A 17,968-nucleotide genomic window follows, 5' to 3' on the forward strand; every position below is an offset into this window, starting at 1 on the left:
CCTTGTTGAGCGAAGCGCCTGGAGCGGAAATCAACAAGCAAGTTTCCACAGCCAATTTTTATACAGGGTGATCAGATGGCTAAAAAAAAGAGAAGACAACCTAAAAGAAGAGATAATCAAATGAAACGGACAGTTCAATATGAATTATCGGCATTAGCCCTATTAGCGTTAGCGATTATTTCGATTGCGAAGCTGGGAGCAGTAGGAAAAGGGACCGTTCTCTTTTTCCGATTCTGGATGGGTGAATGGTACATGCTAAGTTTAATCGGCTTAGTTTTATTAAGCATCTATTTAATGTGGAAACGTCAGATCCCTTTTTTCTTCCACATTAAATTAGTAGGGAGCTATTTTATTATTTCAGCTATCTTACTCTTAAGTCATGTCACCCTTTTTCATTTGCTAACGAATGATGGGCAATTTAATAATCCAAGTGTCATCAGTAACACATGGGAATTATTTAAGATGGATTTAAAGGGTGAAACGAGTACAACCGATCTCGGGGGCGGAATTTTAGGAGCTATTTTATTTGCATTATTTCACTACTTATTCGCAGAAACCGGTACAAAAATTATCGCTTTTATCTTTATATTAATCGGATTTATTTTATTGACTGGTAAATCTTTTGGTGATTTTGTCGGAAAAATAATGGTTGCTTTGTTTGGTTTTTCGAAAAATCAATGGGAAGCGTTTTTAACGGATATGTCTGAGTGGAAACAAAAACAACAAGAGCGCCGGACTGAGAGGAAGACACAACGACGACAGCAACAAGAAAATCGTCAAACCGAAAGTCAGCCTCTTATAAATTCGCAGCCTCAAGCTGTACAAGAAGAAATGATTATTCCTGAACCAATTATATCCAGTTTTGCTGACCGGGCGTATGTCGAAGAGGAAACGATTCAAAGAAATCCTAAAGAGACTAAAAGTAAAACAACATCATCAAAAGAAGATGATGATGACAGTTCTCCGCCAATAACCTTCACTGAAGTCGAAAATGTTGCCTATGAACTGCCGCCTTTACGACTCCTTAAACATCCAAAGAAGACCGATCAAAGCGGCGAATATGAACTGATTCATGCAAATGCTGCCAAGCTTGAACGAACTTTTCAAAGCTTTGGAGTAAAAGCCCGAGTAACCCAAGTCCATTTAGGTCCTGCGGTAACGAAATATGAAGTTCACCCAGATGTAGGGGTTAAAGTAAGTAAAATTGTCAGCCTGAGTGATGACTTAGCATTAGCACTAGCTGCAAAGGACATCCGCATTGAAGCACCAATTCCAGGTAAATCAGCCATAGGAATTGAAGTTCCAAATTCAGAAGTAGCGATGGTATCCCTCAGGGAGGTACTTGAGGCAACACAAAATGACAAGCCAGAAGCGAAATTGCTGATTGGCTTGGGCAGAGATATTACAGGCGAAGCGGTCCTTGCTGAATTAAACAAAATGCCCCACATGCTTGTTGCTGGAGCAACCGGAAGTGGAAAAAGTGTGTGTATCAATGGAATTATCACCAGTATATTGATGCGTGCCAAGCCCCATGAAGTCAAATTAATGATGATTGACCCTAAAATGGTTGAATTAAATGTTTACAATGGAATTCCTCATTTACTTGCTCCTGTTGTGACGGATGCTAAAAAAGCGTCCCAGGCATTAAAAAAGGTAGTAAGTGAAATGGAAAGAAGATATGAACTATTCTCTTATACTGGAACACGAAATATTGAAGGGTATAATGACCATGTAAAAAGGCATAACCTTGAAGAGAATGATAAACAACCGCTTTTACCGTATATTGTTGTCATCGTAGATGAGCTGGCGGATTTAATGATGGTAGCATCGAACGATGTAGAGGATTCGATTACCCGTTTGGCTCAGATGGCACGTGCGGCAGGCATTCATTTAATCATTGCTACCCAAAGGCCTTCGGTTGATGTCATCACAGGGGTAATCAAAGCAAATATTCCATCAAGAATAGCTTTTGCTGTCTCAAGCAGCACAGATTCGAGAACGATCTTAGATATGGGAGGGGCTGAAAAGCTTCTCGGAAGAGGGGATATGCTGTTTTTGCCAGTGGGTGCCTCGAAGCCTGTTCGTGTACAAGGGGCATTCCTATCGGATCAAGAGGTTGAAGAAACCGTTGAATTTGTCATTTCACAGCAAAAAGCACAATACCAAGAAGAAATGATTCCAGATGATATTCCAGAGGTAACGGGTGCCGTTGAGGATGAATTATATGATGAAGCAGTTGAATTAATTATTGAAATGCAAACAGCATCCGTATCGATGCTGCAGCGTCGTTTTCGCATAGGCTATACTCGAGCTGCCCGTCTAATTGATGAGATGGAAGCAAGAGGTATTGTGGGTCCTTATGAAGGAAGTAAACCAAGGGCTGTTTTACAGTCAAAGCCTAAAGAGGAACAGAGTTCTTAAAAAAAGAGCCCCAGGGCTCTTTTTTTTATAGTATTTCCAGGAGAATTTGATACTATAGAAGTAGATGCCTTTTACTTTCTCCTGTGAATAAAATCCTACCATTTCCCTAAAAATTTCCTATTAATCGAATTAAAGATATTTATTATATCAGATTTCTTCCCGTTATTTTAAGAGAATTTGTGACAATTGCAATCTTAATGCCTTTTTTCGACAAAATTTTGAATTCCTATTTATTTATCACTTAAAAAGTGTTAATATAAATTTCGATTAGTAGGAATGATATCAGAGGTCTGATGTCTTAGGAAAAGGGCTGGAGGAAACAGCAATGTCTATTAAGTCAGATAACCGACATTTGTACTTGCAAGTGATCGATCGATTAAAGCAAGATATTGAACGAGGGGTATATAAAGAAAAAGAAAAATTACCCTCTGAATTTGATCTTGCGAAACAACTTGGTGTAAGCAGGGCGACCCTCAGGGAAGCACTACGCATCCTTGAAGAGGAAAACGTTATTATTAGGCGCCATGGAGTTGGCACCTTTGTTAATGCAAAGCCATTGTTTACCTCAGGGATTGAACAACTTAATAGTGTCACTGACATGATTAAACAGGCTGGAATGAAACCTGGAACGATTTTCTTAAGTTCATCAACACAGGGTCCAACCGAAGAGGATATTCGTCGGTTCTCATGTTCAACTAATGAGGAAATGGTCGTGATTGAAAGGGTCAGAACTGCAAATGGGGAGCCGGTTGTTTATTGTATCGATAAAGTTCCTCAACGTATCTTGCCAGATACATTTTCCCATGGTGAAGAATCTCTCCTCAATATATTAGAGGGTGAAGCAAACCGGAGAATTACATATGCAGTTGCCAAGATTGAGCCAATTGGCTATCATGAACGAATTTCCCCTATTTTAGAATGTGATCCAGAAACTGCATTGTTGGTCTTAAAACAAATGCATTTCGATGAAATGGATGAACCTGTCCTATATTCGGTAAACTATTTTAAAGCTGATAAGTTTAGTTTTCATGTCTTAAGAAAAAGAACCTAAATTTTTTTTACAGTTCTATGAAAACGCAAACAGTCTTGCTTTTCAAACATTTCTACTAAAAAACAATCAAAAATTTCTTAGGGGGTACAATACCTTGAAAATGCGTAAAGTTGGAATGGCGCTATCATTAGTTCTTGCTGCTGGAACACTTTTAGGAGCTTGTGGAAAAAGCGATAACAACAAGGCTACAGACACAACTAAAGGTGGAGAAAAGGCAAAGAAATTCTCCGTAGCAATGGTTACTGACGTCGGCGGTGTCGATGACAAATCCTTTAACCAATCTGCATGGGAAGGTCTTCAAAAATTCGGTCAAGACAACGGAATGAAAAAAGGTAAGGGCGGATATGATTACCTTCAATCCAAATCTGACGCAGATTACTCTACAAACCTAAACACTCTTGTACGCCAAGATTTCGATTTAGTATACGGAATCGGCTTCTTAATGCAGGCTGCAGTTGAAGAAATCGCGAAGCAGCAAAAGGATGCAAAGTTCGCCATCATCGATGCTGAAGTTAAACAACCAAATGTTGCGAGCGTACTCTTCAAAGAGCAAGAAGCAGCATTTCTTGCTGGTGTAGCAGCTGCACTTCAAACAAAATCTAACCACATCGGTTTCATCGGCGGTATGGAAATCCCTGTTATCGAACGTTTTGAATCTGGCTTCTTAGCTGGTGTTAAGGCCGCTAAGCCTGAGGTAAAAGTGGATGTTCAATATTCTGGTGCATTTGATAAAGCGGAACTTGGACAATCCATCGCATCTAAAATGTATTCTTCTGGCGCAGATGTAATTTTCCACGCAGCTGGAGCAACTGGAAACGGATTATTCAAAGAAGCAACTGACCGTAAAGCAAAAGACCCTAGCAAAGAGATTTGGGCTATTGGTGTAGACCGTGACCAAAATGACATGGGTCCAGATGTAGTTCTTACTTCAGCTCTTAAGCGTGTTGACGTAGCGGTGCAAGACCTTTCTAAGAAGGCTATGGACGGCAATTTCCCTGGCGGTGAAATCGCGCTTTACGGAATGGCTGAGGACGGTGTAGGCTTAGCTCCAATCAACAGCAAAGCTTCCAACAAAGCTGCAATTGAAGCAGCCATTAAAGATTGGTCTGAAAAAATTAAATCAGGTACTGTAAAAGTTCCTGGAACACGTGATGAATTAAAGAATTTTAGCGCAAAATAAATGACATAAAGGGAATAAGTGGGATAAAAACATTCCTGCTTATTCCTTCTTAATGAAAATCCTAACTGAAGCGTAGAATGATATTCTACTTTTCATTTAAGATTTTATCGGGGAAATTTCCCTGTTTTTTTAAACCACTGAAAGGTCTGACCTCTTACTACTCTTGGTCGAAATTTCCTTTTACCTTTATCACAGGGAGTGAGAAAAAATGGAATATGTAATTGAGATGCTTAACATCCGTAAAGAGTTTGGCGGCTTTGTTGCGAATGATAACATTACCCTTCAATTAAAAAAGGGAGAAATTCATGCTTTACTTGGTGAAAATGGAGCGGGTAAATCAACATTAATGAACGTGCTTTTTGGACTTTATCAGCCAGAACAAGGTGAAATCCGAGTAAAAGGAAAGCCAGTAAATATTACGAATCCTAATATCGCAAATGATCTTGGAATTGGGATGGTGCATCAACACTTTATGCTCGTGGATACATTTACGGTAACCGAAAATATTATCCTTGGCCGAGAAATCACGTCTGGTGGCCGAATTGATATTAAAAAAGCAGAGCAAGAAGTACGTCAAATTTCTGAACGTTACGGACTATCAGTTGATCCGCAGGCTAAAATCTCTGATATTACGGTTGGAATGCAGCAAAGGGTCGAAATTTTAAAAACCCTTTATCGTGGTGCGGAAATTCTAATTTTTGACGAGCCGTCAGCTGTATTAACGCCTCAGGAAATCAAAGAGCTAATGCAAATTATGAAAACGCTTATTAAGGAAGGAAAATCCATCATTCTCATTACCCACAAGTTAAAGGAAATTATGGAAGTAGCGGATCGCTGTACCGTTATTCGTAAAGGTAAAGGGATTGGGACTGTCAATGTAAGTGAAACGAATCCGAATGAACTCGCAAGCCTTATGGTAGGGCGTGAGGTTGTCTTTAAAACGGAAAAGAAAGAGGCAGCGCCAAAACAAAATGTTCTGGAAGTTAATGATTTAGTCGTAAAGGATGCCCGCGGGGTATCGATTGTTAACGGCTTAACTCTTGACGTTAGAGCTGGAGAAATTGTCGGAATAGCAGGTATCGATGGAAATGGTCAATCTGAACTAATTGAGGCCATTACCGGTCTGCGCAAATCAGAAAGTGGCAGCGTCAAGTTAAATGGAAAAGAATTATTGAATATGACACCGAGAAAAATTACCGAATCTGGTGTTGGTCATATTCCACAGGACCGCCATAAACATGGACTAGTTTTAAATTATCCAATTGGTGAGAACATTGTTTTGCAGAATTATTATAAAAAGCCTTATTCCAAAAATGGAGTTCTTAACTTCAGAGAAATATATAAGTATGCAAAGAAAATTATTAGCGAATTTGACGTTCGGACTCCAAGTGAATATACCTTGGCGCGTGCTCTTTCTGGAGGAAACCAGCAAAAAGCGATTATCGGACGTGAGGTTGACCGCAATCCAGACTTACTGATTGCAGCACAGCCTACTCGAGGCTTGGATGTTGGAGCAATTGAATTCATTCACAAGCGCTTAATTGAACAGCGGGATAATGGAAAAGCAGTTTTGCTTCTTTCCTTTGAATTAGATGAAATTATGAATGTCAGCGACCGGATTGCCGTTATATACGAGGGGAAAATCGTAGCTGTTGTTAATCCAAAAGAAACAACTGAACAAGAACTAGGATTATTGATGGCTGGATCGAATAGAAAGGAAGCGGGTGAAGGAACGCATGTCTAAACGCTTAACAGGCATTTTAACGCCAATTATTGCAGTTTTATTAGGTATTATTGTCGGAACAATCATTATGTTGGCCAGTGGTTATAATCCTGTAGACGCCTATACCGCTTTATGGAATGGGGCATTTGGTGAAACCTATTATGTTGGGGAAGTAGTCAGACAATTTACACCTTATATTTTAGCTGGTTTAGCGGTAGCATTTGCTTTCCGTGTAGGCTTATTTAATATCGGGGTTGAGGGACAATTTATTGTAGGCTGGCTGGCTTCAGTGTGGGTCGGTGTATCGTTTGATCTTCCGCGTGTCATCCATTTGCCGCTTGCTATTTTAGCAGCGATGGTTGCGGGAGCACTTTGGGCCTTTATTCCTGGCTTTTTAAAAGCACGATTCCGTGTTCATGAAGTAATTGTAACAATCATGATGAACTATGTGGCTCTTCATACAACCAACTATATCATTAGAAACTTTCTTGCTGCAAAAAGCGGTGACAAAACGGAACAAATTCATGAGTCCGCATCACTGCGTTCTGATTTTCTTCAAAGTATTACGGATTACTCACGTCTTCATTGGGGAATTGTTATCGCAATTGTTTGTTGTATTATTATGTGGTTTTTACTTGAAAGAACAACAAGAGGTTTTGAACTAAGAGCTGTTGGATTTAATCAGCATGCTGCACATTACGCAGGGATGAGTGTCAATAAAAATATTATCCTTTCCATGTTAATTTCTGGTGCATTCGCAGGTCTTGCCGGTGCAATGGAAGGATTAGGTACGTTCGGCTATGCTGCAGTTAAAGGCGGCTTTACCGGTGTCGGCTTTGAGGGGATTGCTGTTGCTCTATTAGGGGCAAACACATCTCTGGGTGTATTTTTCTCTGCAATCTTATTCGGTATTTTAGAAGTTGGAGCTCTGAACATGCCTCTCGAAGCGGGAGTTCCAAACGAACTTGTAAGTATTATTATTGCATTGATTGTATTCTTTGTAGCTTCAAGCTACATCATAAGAATATTTCTTGACCGATTCAGTAAAAAGGAGGTGAAGTAAGTTGAGTTTAATGGATATCTTAATGATTGTTGTTCCATCCACGTTGTTGTGGGCAGCTCCACTTGTCTTCACTGCATTAGGCGGAATTTTCTCGGAACGTTCAGGGGTAGTTAATATCGGACTTGAAGGGTTAATGGTAGTCGGAGCTTTTTCAGCGATCGTTTTTAACTTAACCTTTGTAGATACCTTTGGCAGTGCAACTCCGTGGATTGCTTTAATCGTTGCCATGTTAGCCGGTGCAATATTCTCATTATTTCATGCCGTTGCATCGATTACATTCCGTGCTGATCATACCGTTTCGGGTGTTGCGATTAACTTACTTGCAACAGGACTTACCCTGTTCTTAGTCAAATTAATTTATGATAAAGGTGAAACTGGAATTATCAGCAAAGGTTTCAGAAAGATTGATATTCCGATTTTAAAAGATATCCCTGTTATCGGGAAAATCTTCTTCCAAAATACGTATTGGACATCTTTTTTAGCGATAATAGTTGCCATCATCGTATGGTATATCGTATTTAAAACTCCATTCGGTCTTCGTCTTCGCTCTGTCGGTGAACACCCAATGGCAGCAGACACAATGGGAATCAACGTTACTAAGATGCGCTATCTTGGCGTTATGATTTCAGGAGCTCTTGGCGGAGTTGGTGGTGCTGTTTATGCACAATCAATCACTTCAAACTTCAGCCACTCCACGATTAGCGGGCAGGGTTTCATGGCGCTCGCGGCAATGATTTTCGGTAAATGGCATCCGCTTGGTGCTCTAGGTGCTGCATTATTCTTTGGCTTCGCACAAAGTATTAGTATCATCGGATCAAGTTTGCCATTCCTAAAAGAAATTCCAAATGTATATTTGTTAATCGCTCCTTACGTGTTAACGATCTTAGCATTAACCGGATTCATCGGTCGTGCCGATGCACCAAAAGCGGTTGGTACACACTATATTAAAGGAAGCCGTTAATACAAATTAAAACCCACAGTTCCATGTGAACTGTGGGTTTATTTTTTTAAAAGGCAGGCCATTCTTGATTTTGAAACATGTTGATTGGAGCGGAAGGCGCGAGACTCCTGCGGGAGGACGGGGCAGGGGAGACCCCGCAGGCTCTTTAGCGCCGAGGAGGCTCCCCGGGCCGCCCTAAGGTGCGCGAAGCGCCTGAAGCGCAAATCAACAGCTAAGTTTAACACTATTTTTCAAAAAAAAGAGTAAACGCTTGAATTGTCCAAGCTTGGCAAATTATAGTAAAAGTATAGGTTTCTTTTGAAAGGTAAAGATATAAAGAAAACTGTTCTTACATATTAAGGAGGAAAGCTAATGGAGGGTGCAGTTGAAAAAGTAATTGAAATGCAGGGATATAAACTCCATATTGTTGAAACAGAAAAATATAAAACAAATACTTTTGTATGGAGGATGAAAGCCCCTTTAACAAAAGAAGATGTGACAAAAAGGGCGCTTCTTCCGCAAGTATTACAAAGCAGCACGGCACAGTATTCTTCAACAACAGCCTTACGATCTTATTTAGATGAACTATACGGAGCCACCCTGTATGTGGATTTAGCCAAGAAGGGCGAATATCATGTGATGAGCTTTTCTTTGGAAATCGCCAATGAAAAATTCTTAAGTGATTCAGAGCCTTTATTAAAAAAGGGATTTGAACTATTAGCGGAAGTATTAACAAAACCAAACACCTCAGGGAACGCCTTTGATAAAGATACCGTTGAAAAAGAAAAGCGGACGCTAAAGCAAAGGATTCAATCCGTATATGATGATAAAATGCGTTACTCGAATGTTCGTTTATTAGAGGAAATGTGTAAGGGGGAACCGTACGCCCTCCAGGTAAATGGGGAAGCTCAGGATGTTGACTCAATTACTCCAGTAAATTTATTCGAGTTTTATAATCAAGTCTTTTTAGAAGATGAAATGGATCTTTATATTATTGGTGATGTTAAAGAAGAAGAAGTTAAAAAATATGCTTCAGAATTGCTTCATTTTGAAAATCGAGCGCCAAAAGAACGTGCAAAACATGAAAATTCAAAACCTGAAAAAGTCAATGAGGTAAAAGAACAGCAGGATGTAAAGCAAGGGAAACTAAATATGGGTTATCGAACCAATATTGTCTATGGTGATCCTGATTATTTTGCCCTGCAAGTGTTCAATGGCATATTCGGGGGCTTTTCACATTCCAAGTTGTTTATCAATGTCCGTGAAAAGGCAAGTCTTGCCTATTATGCATCAAGCCGGCTTGAAAGTCATAAAGGCTTGATGATGGTTATGTCAGGTATTGACTTAAAGAATTATGACCAAGCCGTCGGTATTATTAACGAACAAATGGATGCAATGAAAAATGGAGATTTTACGGATCAGGAATTGGATCAAACCAAAGCGGTAATACGTAATCAAATTCTCGAAACCATTGATACTTCCAGAGGGTTAACGGAGATTTTATATCATAATGTCATCGCGGAAACAGAAATTAGTCTTGACACGTGGCTCTCTGAGATGGAAAAGGCTACCAAGGAAGAGATTACTGCGGTAGCGAAAAAAATTGAGTTAGATACGATTTATTTCCTAACAGGATCGGAGGCGGGTGCATAATGGAAAAGATTAATTTTGACCAGCTTCAAGAAGAACTTTATCATGAAAAATTGCCCAATGGCCTACAAGTCTATATTTTGCCGAAGAAGGGTTTTAATAAAACCTATGCAACCTTTACGACAAAGTACGGATCGGTCGATAACAACTTTGCCCCCTTAGGAAAAGATGAGTATGTGAAAGTCCCTGATGGAATTGCTCACTTTTTAGAACATAAGTTATTCGAAAAGGAAGACGGGGATGTTTTTCAGCAATTCAGCAGGCAGGGAGCTTCTGCCAATGCCTTTACTTCGTTTACACGAACGGCTTATTTGTTCTCGAGCACATCAGATGTCGAAAAGAACCTGGAAACATTGGTTGACTTTGTTCAAGATCCCTATTTTTCTGAAAAAACGGTGGAAAAGGAAAAAGGAATCATTGGTCAAGAAATTACCATGTATGATGATAATCCTGATTGGCGCTTATATTTTGGTTTAATTCAAAACCTTTATAAGAATCATCCAGTTAAAATTGATATTGCCGGTACGATCGAATCGATTTCTCATATCACGAAGGATTGGCTTTATGAATGTTACAATACCTTTTATCATCCAAGCAACATGCTGTTGTTTATTGTCGGCCCAGTTGACCCGGATCGCTTTATGACCCAGGTAAGAGAAAACCAGGCAAAGAAAGAATACAAAGATATGCCAGAAATCAAGCGTAAATTTGAAGAAGAACCTTCAGATGCAGCAGAGAAAAAACAGGTGCTGCAAATGAATGTGCAAACGTCAAAATGTCTTGTGGGAATTAAAGCGCTTCATGTAGATCAAACGGGAAATGAAATGTTAAAAAATGAATTAACGATGAATGTCCTCCTTGATTTGCTGTTCGGCAAAAGCTCAGCAAATTTCGATCAGCTTTATAATGAAGGGTTAATTGACGAAACGTTTTCCTATGACTATACCCAGGAACAAGGCTTTGGTTTTGCGATGGTTGGCGGAGATACCGGAGAACCAGATCAGCTTGCTGAAAAACTAGAAAAAATGCTTATAGAGGCAAAGAATGGAGCGGCTTTCACGGAGGAACAATTAGCGAGGGCAAAAAAGAAGAAAATCGGTGCTTTTTTACGTGCCGTCAATTCACCTGAATACATTGCAAATCAATTTACACGATATGCTTTTAACGATATGAATTTATTCGATGTTGTCCCAACACTTGAAAAAATCACCTTGAAAGATGTACAATCACTGGCATCAGAGGTTATTTCAGAAGAACGTTTTTCAGTATGTCAAGTAATTCCTAAAAACAAGAAATAGAAAAGCGGAGGCGCCGCAAAAGCTGGCGCTTTTTCGCTTTGTCAAATATTTAGAGAGAGTGACGAGAATGAAAAAATATGCATTGATAACGGGGGCGAGTGGTGGAATCGGTCAAGCGGTTGCTTATAACCTGGCAGCAAAAGGATACAACCTATACTTGCATTACAATCAGAATGAAGCCTCAATTAAAGCACTATTAGACAAGATTGTTCCATTTGGCGGTGAATACATGCCAATTAGTGCTGACCTTTCTGCACCGGATGGTTATCAACTAATTTGCCCGCACATCTTTTCGCTGGACGCGATGATCCATTGCGGCGGAAACAGTCAATACGGCCTCCTTATCGATTTGGAACATAGGGATGCAGAAGCCTTATTAAATGTTCATGTTCTCAATCCGCTAATGCTGAGCAAAGAACTCCTCCCCAAACTTTTGAGTAAAGGGTCAGGCAGTATTATTGTCATTACTTCCATCTGGGGTCAAACGGGTGCTTCCTGTGAGGTAGCCTATTCAACAGCCAAAGGTGCTCAGATTGCTTTTGTAAAGGCACTTAGTAAGGAAGTAGCCTTAAATGGCATTCGTGTTAATGCCATTGCCCCTGGAGCCATTAATACGCCAATGATGGAAGGATTCTCACAGGATGAGATAAAAGGGATTGAATATGAAATTCCAATGGGAAGACTTGGGCAGCCTGAGGAAATTGCTAAAAGTGTAGCCTTTTTGCTTTCAGAAGAATCAAGTTATATTACTGGCCAAGTCCTTGCCGTTAATGGCGGTTGGTATACATAAAAGTTCACAAGTTTCTATGTATAGTTCATGCCTCCCCATCACAAAATAACCGTGTACTATTTTAAAGGAGGTAATTTACTATGTCAGTTTTAGATAACTGGAAACAGTGGGAAGACTTTCTTGCTAATCGTCTCCAACATGCGCAAAATGAGGGAATGAGTGAGGGGGCAATTGGCAAACTTGCTTTTCAAATTGGTGATTATTTAGCAAACCAAGTCGAGCCAAAAAATGAGCAAGAAAGAATTCTATCAGATCTCTGGTCAGTTGCTGACCAACAGGAGCAGCAGGCAATTGCCAATATGATGGTTAAACTTATTAAGAATAATGGATAATCATTAAAAAGAGAGGAGGCAGCTCCTCTCTTTTTATTTCAGAGATATATTCCACGTTTTTTCTTTCATCTTGCATCAAAATCATTTATGATAAGGTTTAGATAAAAAGATATATGAAAAATTTGTCGAAACTTCTTTAGGGGGTAAGCAGTTTTATGAAGAAAGAATGGTATTTAGAATATGAGATTCAAAAAAATAGGCCTGGACTTTTAGGCGACATTTCATCCCTCTTAGGAATGCTTTCTATTAATATTGTAACCATCAACGGAGTAGATGAAGGCAGACGGGGTCTTTTGATTTTAGCAAAAGATGACGATCAAATTAAACGACTTGAGTCAATTTTAAATACAATGGACACAATAAAATTAATAAAACTAAGAGAACCAAAACTGCGAGATCGGCTGGCTGTTAGACATGGCCGATATATTCAGAGAGACGCAGATGATAAAAAAACATTCCGCTTTGTAAGGGATGAGCTTGGATTATTAGTTGATTTTATGGCAGAATTGTTTAAGCAGGAGGGGCATAAGCTGATAGGTATTCGTGGAATGCCTCGTGTCGGAAAAACAGAATCAATTGTTGCCTCTAGTGTTTGTGCCAATAAGAGGTGGTTATTCGTCTCTTCTACCCTCTTAAAACAAACGATTCGGAACCAACTTATTGAGGATGAGTACAATGCTGACAACCTATTCATCTTGGATGGAATTGTTTCCACCCGCCGTGCCAATGAACGACATTGGCAGCTCGTTCGTGAGATTATGCGATTGCCTTCTGTTAAAGTTATAGAACACCCTGATATCTTTGTCCAAAACTCAGAGTACACCCTCGATGATTTTGACTATATTATCGAGCTGAGGAATAATGTTGATGAAGAGATTACATATGAGGTAGTGGACCAAAATAATTTATTCTCCGGATCTGATTTTGGAGACTTTGATTTTTAAAAATTGGAAGGTGTTAATAAAGTGACTGAACTAGGGAATCGACTAAAAGAAGCCCGAATAGAAAAAGGATTTAGCTTAGATGATTTACAAACGATGACAAAAATTCAAAAGCGCTATTTAATCGGCATTGAAGAAGGCAACTATTCAAGTATGCCGGGGAATTTTTATGTCCGTGCCTTCATTAAGCAGTATGCAGAAGCCCTAAACCTAAATCCTGATGAAATTTTTGAAACATATAAAAGTGAAATTCCGGCAAGCTTAAATGATGAATTACCTCAACTCTCAAGGGTCAAAACCCATAAAGCGATTTCGGAAGGGAATTCAAAAATCTTTGATATCCTTCCGAAAGTATTAATTGGTGTTTTTGTCATTGGCGTTGCTGGTCTATTATATTATTTTCTTTATAATCATGCGGGTAAGAATTCCAATGAATCGTTAAACAAGGATAACGAACAAGTTAAATTCGTTAAATCAGAGAATCTCGAAAAAGCAAAAGCCAATGAGCTTGAGAAGAAAGATTCTGAAAAAGCGAAGGAACCTAAAAAAGAAGAAGAGAAGACGCCAGTTGTTGAAGCACCTAAGCAAGAATTAGCGGTCGTTCAAAGCAGTGGAAGGAATTCTACCTATTCTTTGAAAAATGCAGAAAAGTTTATCGTGAAATTGGTAGCAACCGGTAAATCTTGGGTTGGTGTTAAAAATAGTACGGGGAAAATGGTCAATCAATGGACTCTTGATAAAGATAAACTTCCAAGCCAAACAGTAGATTTGACAGCAGAAAGCAATGCTGTAATTCGGGTAGGGAACGCTGCAGGCGTTGAAATCTATGTGAATGACCAAAAACTCGAGTACGCTATCGCACCGACGCAAAATGTACAGAACATTACGATTCAATATGTTCCCAAAACCCAATAGTCATCTAGTGATGACTATTTTTGGCATGCCTAATAGTTAGTTGTTGCGTTTTCTTATATAGGAGGATACACGAATGAATTTACCTAATAAAATTACGGTTTCAAGAATATTGCTTATTCCATTGTTCTTGATTATCATGCTTGTCCCTTTTGATTGGGGTGACATGACCTTTCTTGGAGCAGCCATGCCTGTAACTCATTTTGTCGGAGCGTTGATTTTTATCATTGCGTCGACAACCGACTGGATTGATGGGTATTATGCCCGTAAATTGAATCTTGTCACGAATATGGGGAAATTTCTTGATCCGCTTGCTGATAAATTACTTGTTTCAGCTGCACTTATCGTTCTCGTTGAGATTAATGATATTTATGCACCATCATGGATTGTCATCATTATTATCAGCAGGGAATTCGCTGTAACCGGTCTCCGCCTTTTGCTTGCAGGAGAAGGGGAAGTAGTGGCAGCGAATATGCTTGGAAAAATTAAAACCTGGACACAGATTATCGCGATTTCTTCGCTTTTATTACATAATATTATTTTTGCAATGATTCCATTTCGTTTTGATATCGTTGCGTTATGGGTTGCGATGATTTTTACGATTTGGTCCGGCTGGGACTATTTTGCTAAAAATAGTCATGTTTTAAAAAATTCTAAATAGACTTTGGGGGCGATTTACGATGAATGCTGAGATTATCGCTGTTGGTTCGGAGCTGTTGCTCGGTCAAATTGTAAATACGAACGCGCGCTTTTTGTCTCAGCAATTAGCTGGGCTCGGTGTTGATGTTTTTTTTCACACGGTTGTTGGCGATAATTCGGACAGGCTTAAGAACGCGATTGAAATTGCCGAAAAGCGTTCGCAAATCATCATTTTTACTGGCGGTCTCGGACCGACTAAGGATGATTTGACGAAGGAAACGATTGCCCGTCATCTAGGCAAAGAGCTTGTAATGGATGAAGCGGCTTTAACTTCGATTGAGGATTATTTCAAAAGGACAAACCGTGTGATGACGGAAAACAACCGAAAGCAAGCTCTTGTATTAGCAGGTTCAGATATTCTTCCGAATGATCATGGCATGGCGCCTGGAATGGTACTCGAGCAGGATGCCCATATTTATATGCTTCTGCCAGGTCCTCCAAAGGAAATGGAGCCGATGTTCCTTCATTATGGAAAGAAAGCATTTTCTCCTGAAGGCGACACCAATGAGAGGATTGTTTCGCGAGTTTTGCGGTTTTTCGGTATTGGGGAAGCGGCTTTGGAAACGGAGATATTGGATTTAATAGACGCTCAAAGCAATCCTACCATTGCTCCACTTGCCGGAGATGGTGAGGTTACCTTAAGGCTTACAGCCAAGCATACGGATGAAACTGTTGCAGGATCGATGCTTGATGAGGTGGAAAGTAAGATAAATCAGCGCGTTGGTGAGTTTTTATATGGCTATGACAATACTTCTCTTTTGAATGAATTGACGAAAATTTTAAAAGAAAAGAAGTTAACGATTACGGCTGCTGAGAGTTTAACTGGCGGGATGTTTCAAAAAGAAATTACCTCGGTTTCAGGCGCGAGCTCTGTTTTTAACGGAGGAGTTGTCTGTTATTCAAATGAGGCAAAACAACAGGTTTTGAGGGTCTCTGCTGAGACGCTTGACAAGTTTGGCGCCGTAAGTGAGCAATGTGCTTCGGAGTTGGCGGAAAACGCAGCTTCGATTTTTGGCACTGATATTGGGATTAGTTTTACCGGTGTGGCGGGTCCTGATGAATTAGAGGGTAAACCGGTAGGTACGGTTTACATTGGGATTGCGATCAAAGGAATGCCTACAGCTGTTGAAAAGCTTGTGCTTGCTGGCACCCGGGAAGCTAACAGGGTTCGTACTGTAAAGTATGGATGCTATTATTTAATAAAGAAGTTGAAAGAATCACAGAATGCTTAATAAGGTTCTGTGATTTTTTTTATGGGTTATGTAGGAGTTTCATTGCCAGTCTGAGTGGAAAAAGTGGTCGTACGATAAATGAAAGGGCGTTTCATTGCCCGAGAGAGTGGAAAAAACGGTCGTACGGTAAATGAAAGAGCGTTTCATTGCCCGAGAGCGGAGAAAAAGTGGTCGTACGGTAAATGAAAGAACGCTTCAATGCCCGAGAGCGGTGAAAAAGTGATCAGACGGTAAATGAAAGGTCGCTTCATTGCCCGAGAGCGGTGAAAAAGTGGTCGTAAGGTAAATGAAAGGTCGCTTCAATGCCCGAGAGCGGTGAAAAAGTGGTCAGACGGTAAATGAAAGGTCGCTTCATTGCTCAAGACCGAGGAAAAAGCAGTCAAACGGTAAATGAAACCACGTATGCATGCTCTTCAATGAGTTTTCAGTTAACTTCATGAAAAGTAGTTTTCTCTGCAAAATCATCCTGAAAAACAGTTTATGATGGGGATATTTGTCTGTCTTACCAGTATAAATAGTTTAGAAAAAAGTCGAATGAATGTTCGATTTTTTGCTCGACAAATATCCTAAAAGAGGTTATATTATTAATAGGTTTTATTTGATAGATTTAGGCAATAAGCTTGTGTTTATATAGATAAGGGAGGAAATGATTCGTGAGTGATCGTAAAGCGGCCTTAGAAATGGCGCTAAAACAAATCGAAAAGCAATTTGGCAAAGGCTCAATAATGAAAATGGGTGAGCAAACAGAAACAAAAATTTCAACTGTTCCATCTGGTTCATTAGCACTTGACACAGCACTTGGAGTAGGTGGATATCCAAGAGGACGTATTATCGAAATTTACGGGCCAGAGAGCTCAGGTAAAACAACCGTAGCCCTTCATGCCATCGCTGAAGTCCAAGCAAAAGGCGGGCAAGCAGCGTTTATCGACGCTGAACATGCCCTAGACCCAGCGTATGCCCAAAAATTAGGCGTCAACATTGATGAACTATTATTATCTCAGCCAGACACTGGTGAACAAGCACTAGAAATCGCTGAAGCACTAGTACGAAGCGGAGCAATCGATATTATTGTTATTGACTCAGTAGCAGCACTAGTACCTAAAGCAGAAATCGAAGGTGAAATGGGAGACTCACACGTTGGATTGCAAGCTCGTTTGATGTCTCAAGCACTTCGTAAACTATCAGGTGCAATCAATAAATCAAAAACAATCGCTGTCTTTATCAACCAGATTCGTGAAAAAGTCGGTGTTATGTTCGGGAACCCAGAAACAACTCCAGGGGGCCGCGCCCTTAAGTTCTATTCCACCATCCGTCTGGAAGTACGTCGTGCTGAAGCACTAAAGCAAGGCAATGACATAGTCGGAAACAAAACAAAAATTAAAGTCGTAAAGAACAAAGTTGCCCCTCCATTCCGTACAGCAGAAGTCGATATTATGTATGGAGAAGGAATTTCAAAAGAAGGCGAAATCATCGATTTAGGTTCCGAACTAGATATCGTTTCTAAGAGCGGTTCTTGGTATTCTTATAACGATGAAAGACTAGGCCAAGGCCGTGAAAATGCTAAGCTTTACCTAAAGGAAAATCCTAGTATCCGCCTTGAAATTCAACAAAAGATCCGGGATCACTATGGCTTAGATGGCGATAAAACAGTGACTGAAGCTGATGATGACGAGCAATTTGAGTTACTAGATAAATAAAAAGAAGAGCAAAGCCTGAGAAAAAGGGTTTTGCTTTTT

Annotated in this window: 15 protein-coding genes; all 15 read left to right on the forward strand. The window is 39.9% G+C overall.

Going from position 1 to position 17,968, the window contains the following annotated elements:
* Window positions 1–75: 75 nt before the first annotated feature.
* The 15 genes from AC59HZ_RS07590 (at window position 76) to recA (ending at window position 17,929) form a co-directional block, all read left to right on the forward strand.
* Window positions 76–2,421, forward strand: coding sequence for a DNA translocase FtsK (locus AC59HZ_RS07590; protein WP_496545208.1), 2,346 nt, complete (start codon window positions 76–78; stop codon window positions 2,419–2,421).
* A 325-nt stretch (window positions 2,422–2,746) separates the two neighbouring features.
* Window positions 2,747–3,472, forward strand: a complete 726-nt coding sequence (locus AC59HZ_RS07595) for a GntR family transcriptional regulator (RefSeq protein WP_496545209.1) — start codon at window positions 2,747–2,749, stop codon at window positions 3,470–3,472.
* Window positions 3,473–3,566: 94 nt separating this feature from the next.
* Window positions 3,567–4,652: a BMP family lipoprotein gene (locus AC59HZ_RS07600; protein WP_496545210.1), complete on the forward strand. Its 1,086-nt coding sequence runs from the start codon at window positions 3,567–3,569 to the stop codon at window positions 4,650–4,652.
* 208 nt (window positions 4,653–4,860) lie between these two features.
* Window positions 4,861–6,396: an ABC transporter ATP-binding protein gene (locus tag AC59HZ_RS07605; protein WP_496545211.1), complete on the forward strand. Its 1,536-nt coding sequence runs from the start codon at window positions 4,861–4,863 to the stop codon at window positions 6,394–6,396.
* Window positions 6,389–7,438 carry an ABC transporter permease gene (locus AC59HZ_RS07610; protein WP_496545212.1) on the forward strand — a complete coding sequence of 350 codons (1,050 nt, stop codon included), beginning with the start codon at window positions 6,389–6,391 and terminating at the stop codon, window positions 7,436–7,438. Before AC59HZ_RS07605 ends, AC59HZ_RS07610 begins: the two co-directional genes overlap by 8 nt.
* A gap of 1 nt (window position 7,439) precedes the next feature.
* Window positions 7,440–8,399, forward strand: a complete 960-nt coding sequence (locus AC59HZ_RS07615) for an ABC transporter permease (RefSeq protein ID WP_496545213.1) — start codon at window positions 7,440–7,442, stop codon at window positions 8,397–8,399.
* A 351-nt stretch (window positions 8,400–8,750) separates the two neighbouring features.
* Complete coding sequence (gene yfmF / locus AC59HZ_RS07620; protein ID WP_496545214.1) at window positions 8,751–10,031, forward strand: EF-P 5-aminopentanol modification-associated protein YfmF; 1,281 nt, start codon at window positions 8,751–8,753, stop codon at window positions 10,029–10,031.
* On the forward strand, window positions 10,031–11,326 hold the full coding sequence (gene yfmH, locus AC59HZ_RS07625; RefSeq protein WP_496545215.1) for an EF-P 5-aminopentanol modification-associated protein YfmH: 1,296 nt from the start codon (window positions 10,031–10,033) through the stop codon (window positions 11,324–11,326). Before yfmF ends, yfmH begins: the two co-directional genes overlap by 1 nt.
* 67 nt (window positions 11,327–11,393) lie before the next feature.
* A complete protein-coding gene (gene ymfI, locus AC59HZ_RS07630; RefSeq protein ID WP_496545216.1) occupies window positions 11,394–12,116 on the forward strand; it encodes an elongation factor P 5-aminopentanone reductase in 723 nt (240 codons plus the stop codon).
* 80 nt (window positions 12,117–12,196) lie between these two features.
* A complete protein-coding gene (locus tag AC59HZ_RS07635; protein WP_496545217.1) occupies window positions 12,197–12,448 on the forward strand; it encodes a DUF3243 domain-containing protein in 252 nt (83 codons plus the stop codon).
* A 155-nt stretch (window positions 12,449–12,603) separates the two neighbouring features.
* Window positions 12,604–13,392 carry a DUF3388 domain-containing protein gene (locus AC59HZ_RS07640; protein ID WP_223588453.1) on the forward strand — a complete coding sequence of 263 codons (789 nt, stop codon included), beginning with the start codon at window positions 12,604–12,606 and terminating at the stop codon, window positions 13,390–13,392.
* A gap of 21 nt (window positions 13,393–13,413) precedes the next feature.
* Complete coding sequence (locus AC59HZ_RS07645) at window positions 13,414–14,304, forward strand: helix-turn-helix domain-containing protein (RefSeq protein WP_496545218.1); 891 nt, start codon at window positions 13,414–13,416, stop codon at window positions 14,302–14,304.
* 73 nt (window positions 14,305–14,377) lie between these two features.
* Window positions 14,378–14,962, forward strand: coding sequence for a CDP-diacylglycerol--glycerol-3-phosphate 3-phosphatidyltransferase (gene pgsA / locus AC59HZ_RS07650; protein ID WP_496545219.1), 585 nt, complete (start codon window positions 14,378–14,380; stop codon window positions 14,960–14,962).
* 19 nt (window positions 14,963–14,981) lie between these two features.
* Complete coding sequence (locus AC59HZ_RS07655) at window positions 14,982–16,232, forward strand: competence/damage-inducible protein A (protein ID WP_496545220.1); 1,251 nt, start codon at window positions 14,982–14,984, stop codon at window positions 16,230–16,232.
* A 653-nt stretch (window positions 16,233–16,885) separates the two neighbouring features.
* Entirely contained in the window at window positions 16,886–17,929 is a 1,044-nt protein-coding gene (gene recA, locus AC59HZ_RS07660; RefSeq protein WP_496545221.1) for a recombinase RecA, read from the forward strand.
* Window positions 17,930–17,968: the final 39 nt, after the last annotated feature.

It is taken from the genome of Neobacillus sp. DZ-9, assembly GCF_059587065.1.

Bases quoted from the DNA above. Each gene is read 5' to 3' on its own strand.
- AC59HZ_RS07590 (WP_496545208.1), top strand. From the start codon at position 76: ATGGCTAAAAAAAAGAGAAGACAACCTAAAAGAAGAGATAATCAAATG.
- AC59HZ_RS07595 (WP_496545209.1), top strand. From the start codon at position 2,747: ATGTCTATTAAGTCAGATAACCGACATTTGTACTTGCAAGTGATCGAT.
- AC59HZ_RS07605 (WP_496545211.1), top strand. From the start codon at position 4,861: ATGGAATATGTAATTGAGATGCTTAACATCCGTAAAGAGTTTGGCGGC.
- AC59HZ_RS07610 (WP_496545212.1), top strand. From the start codon at position 6,389: ATGTCTAAACGCTTAACAGGCATTTTAACGCCAATTATTGCAGTTTTA.
- yfmF (WP_496545214.1), top strand. From the start codon at position 8,751: ATGGAGGGTGCAGTTGAAAAAGTAATTGAAATGCAGGGATATAAACTC.
- yfmH (WP_496545215.1), top strand. From the start codon at position 10,031: ATGGAAAAGATTAATTTTGACCAGCTTCAAGAAGAACTTTATCATGAA.
- ymfI (WP_496545216.1), top strand. From the start codon at position 11,394: ATGAAAAAATATGCATTGATAACGGGGGCGAGTGGTGGAATCGGTCAA.
- AC59HZ_RS07635 (WP_496545217.1), top strand. From the start codon at position 12,197: ATGTCAGTTTTAGATAACTGGAAACAGTGGGAAGACTTTCTTGCTAAT.
- AC59HZ_RS07640 (WP_223588453.1), top strand. From the start codon at position 12,604: ATGAAGAAAGAATGGTATTTAGAATATGAGATTCAAAAAAATAGGCCT.
- pgsA (WP_496545219.1), top strand. From the start codon at position 14,378: ATGAATTTACCTAATAAAATTACGGTTTCAAGAATATTGCTTATTCCA.
- AC59HZ_RS07655 (WP_496545220.1), top strand. From the start codon at position 14,982: ATGAATGCTGAGATTATCGCTGTTGGTTCGGAGCTGTTGCTCGGTCAA.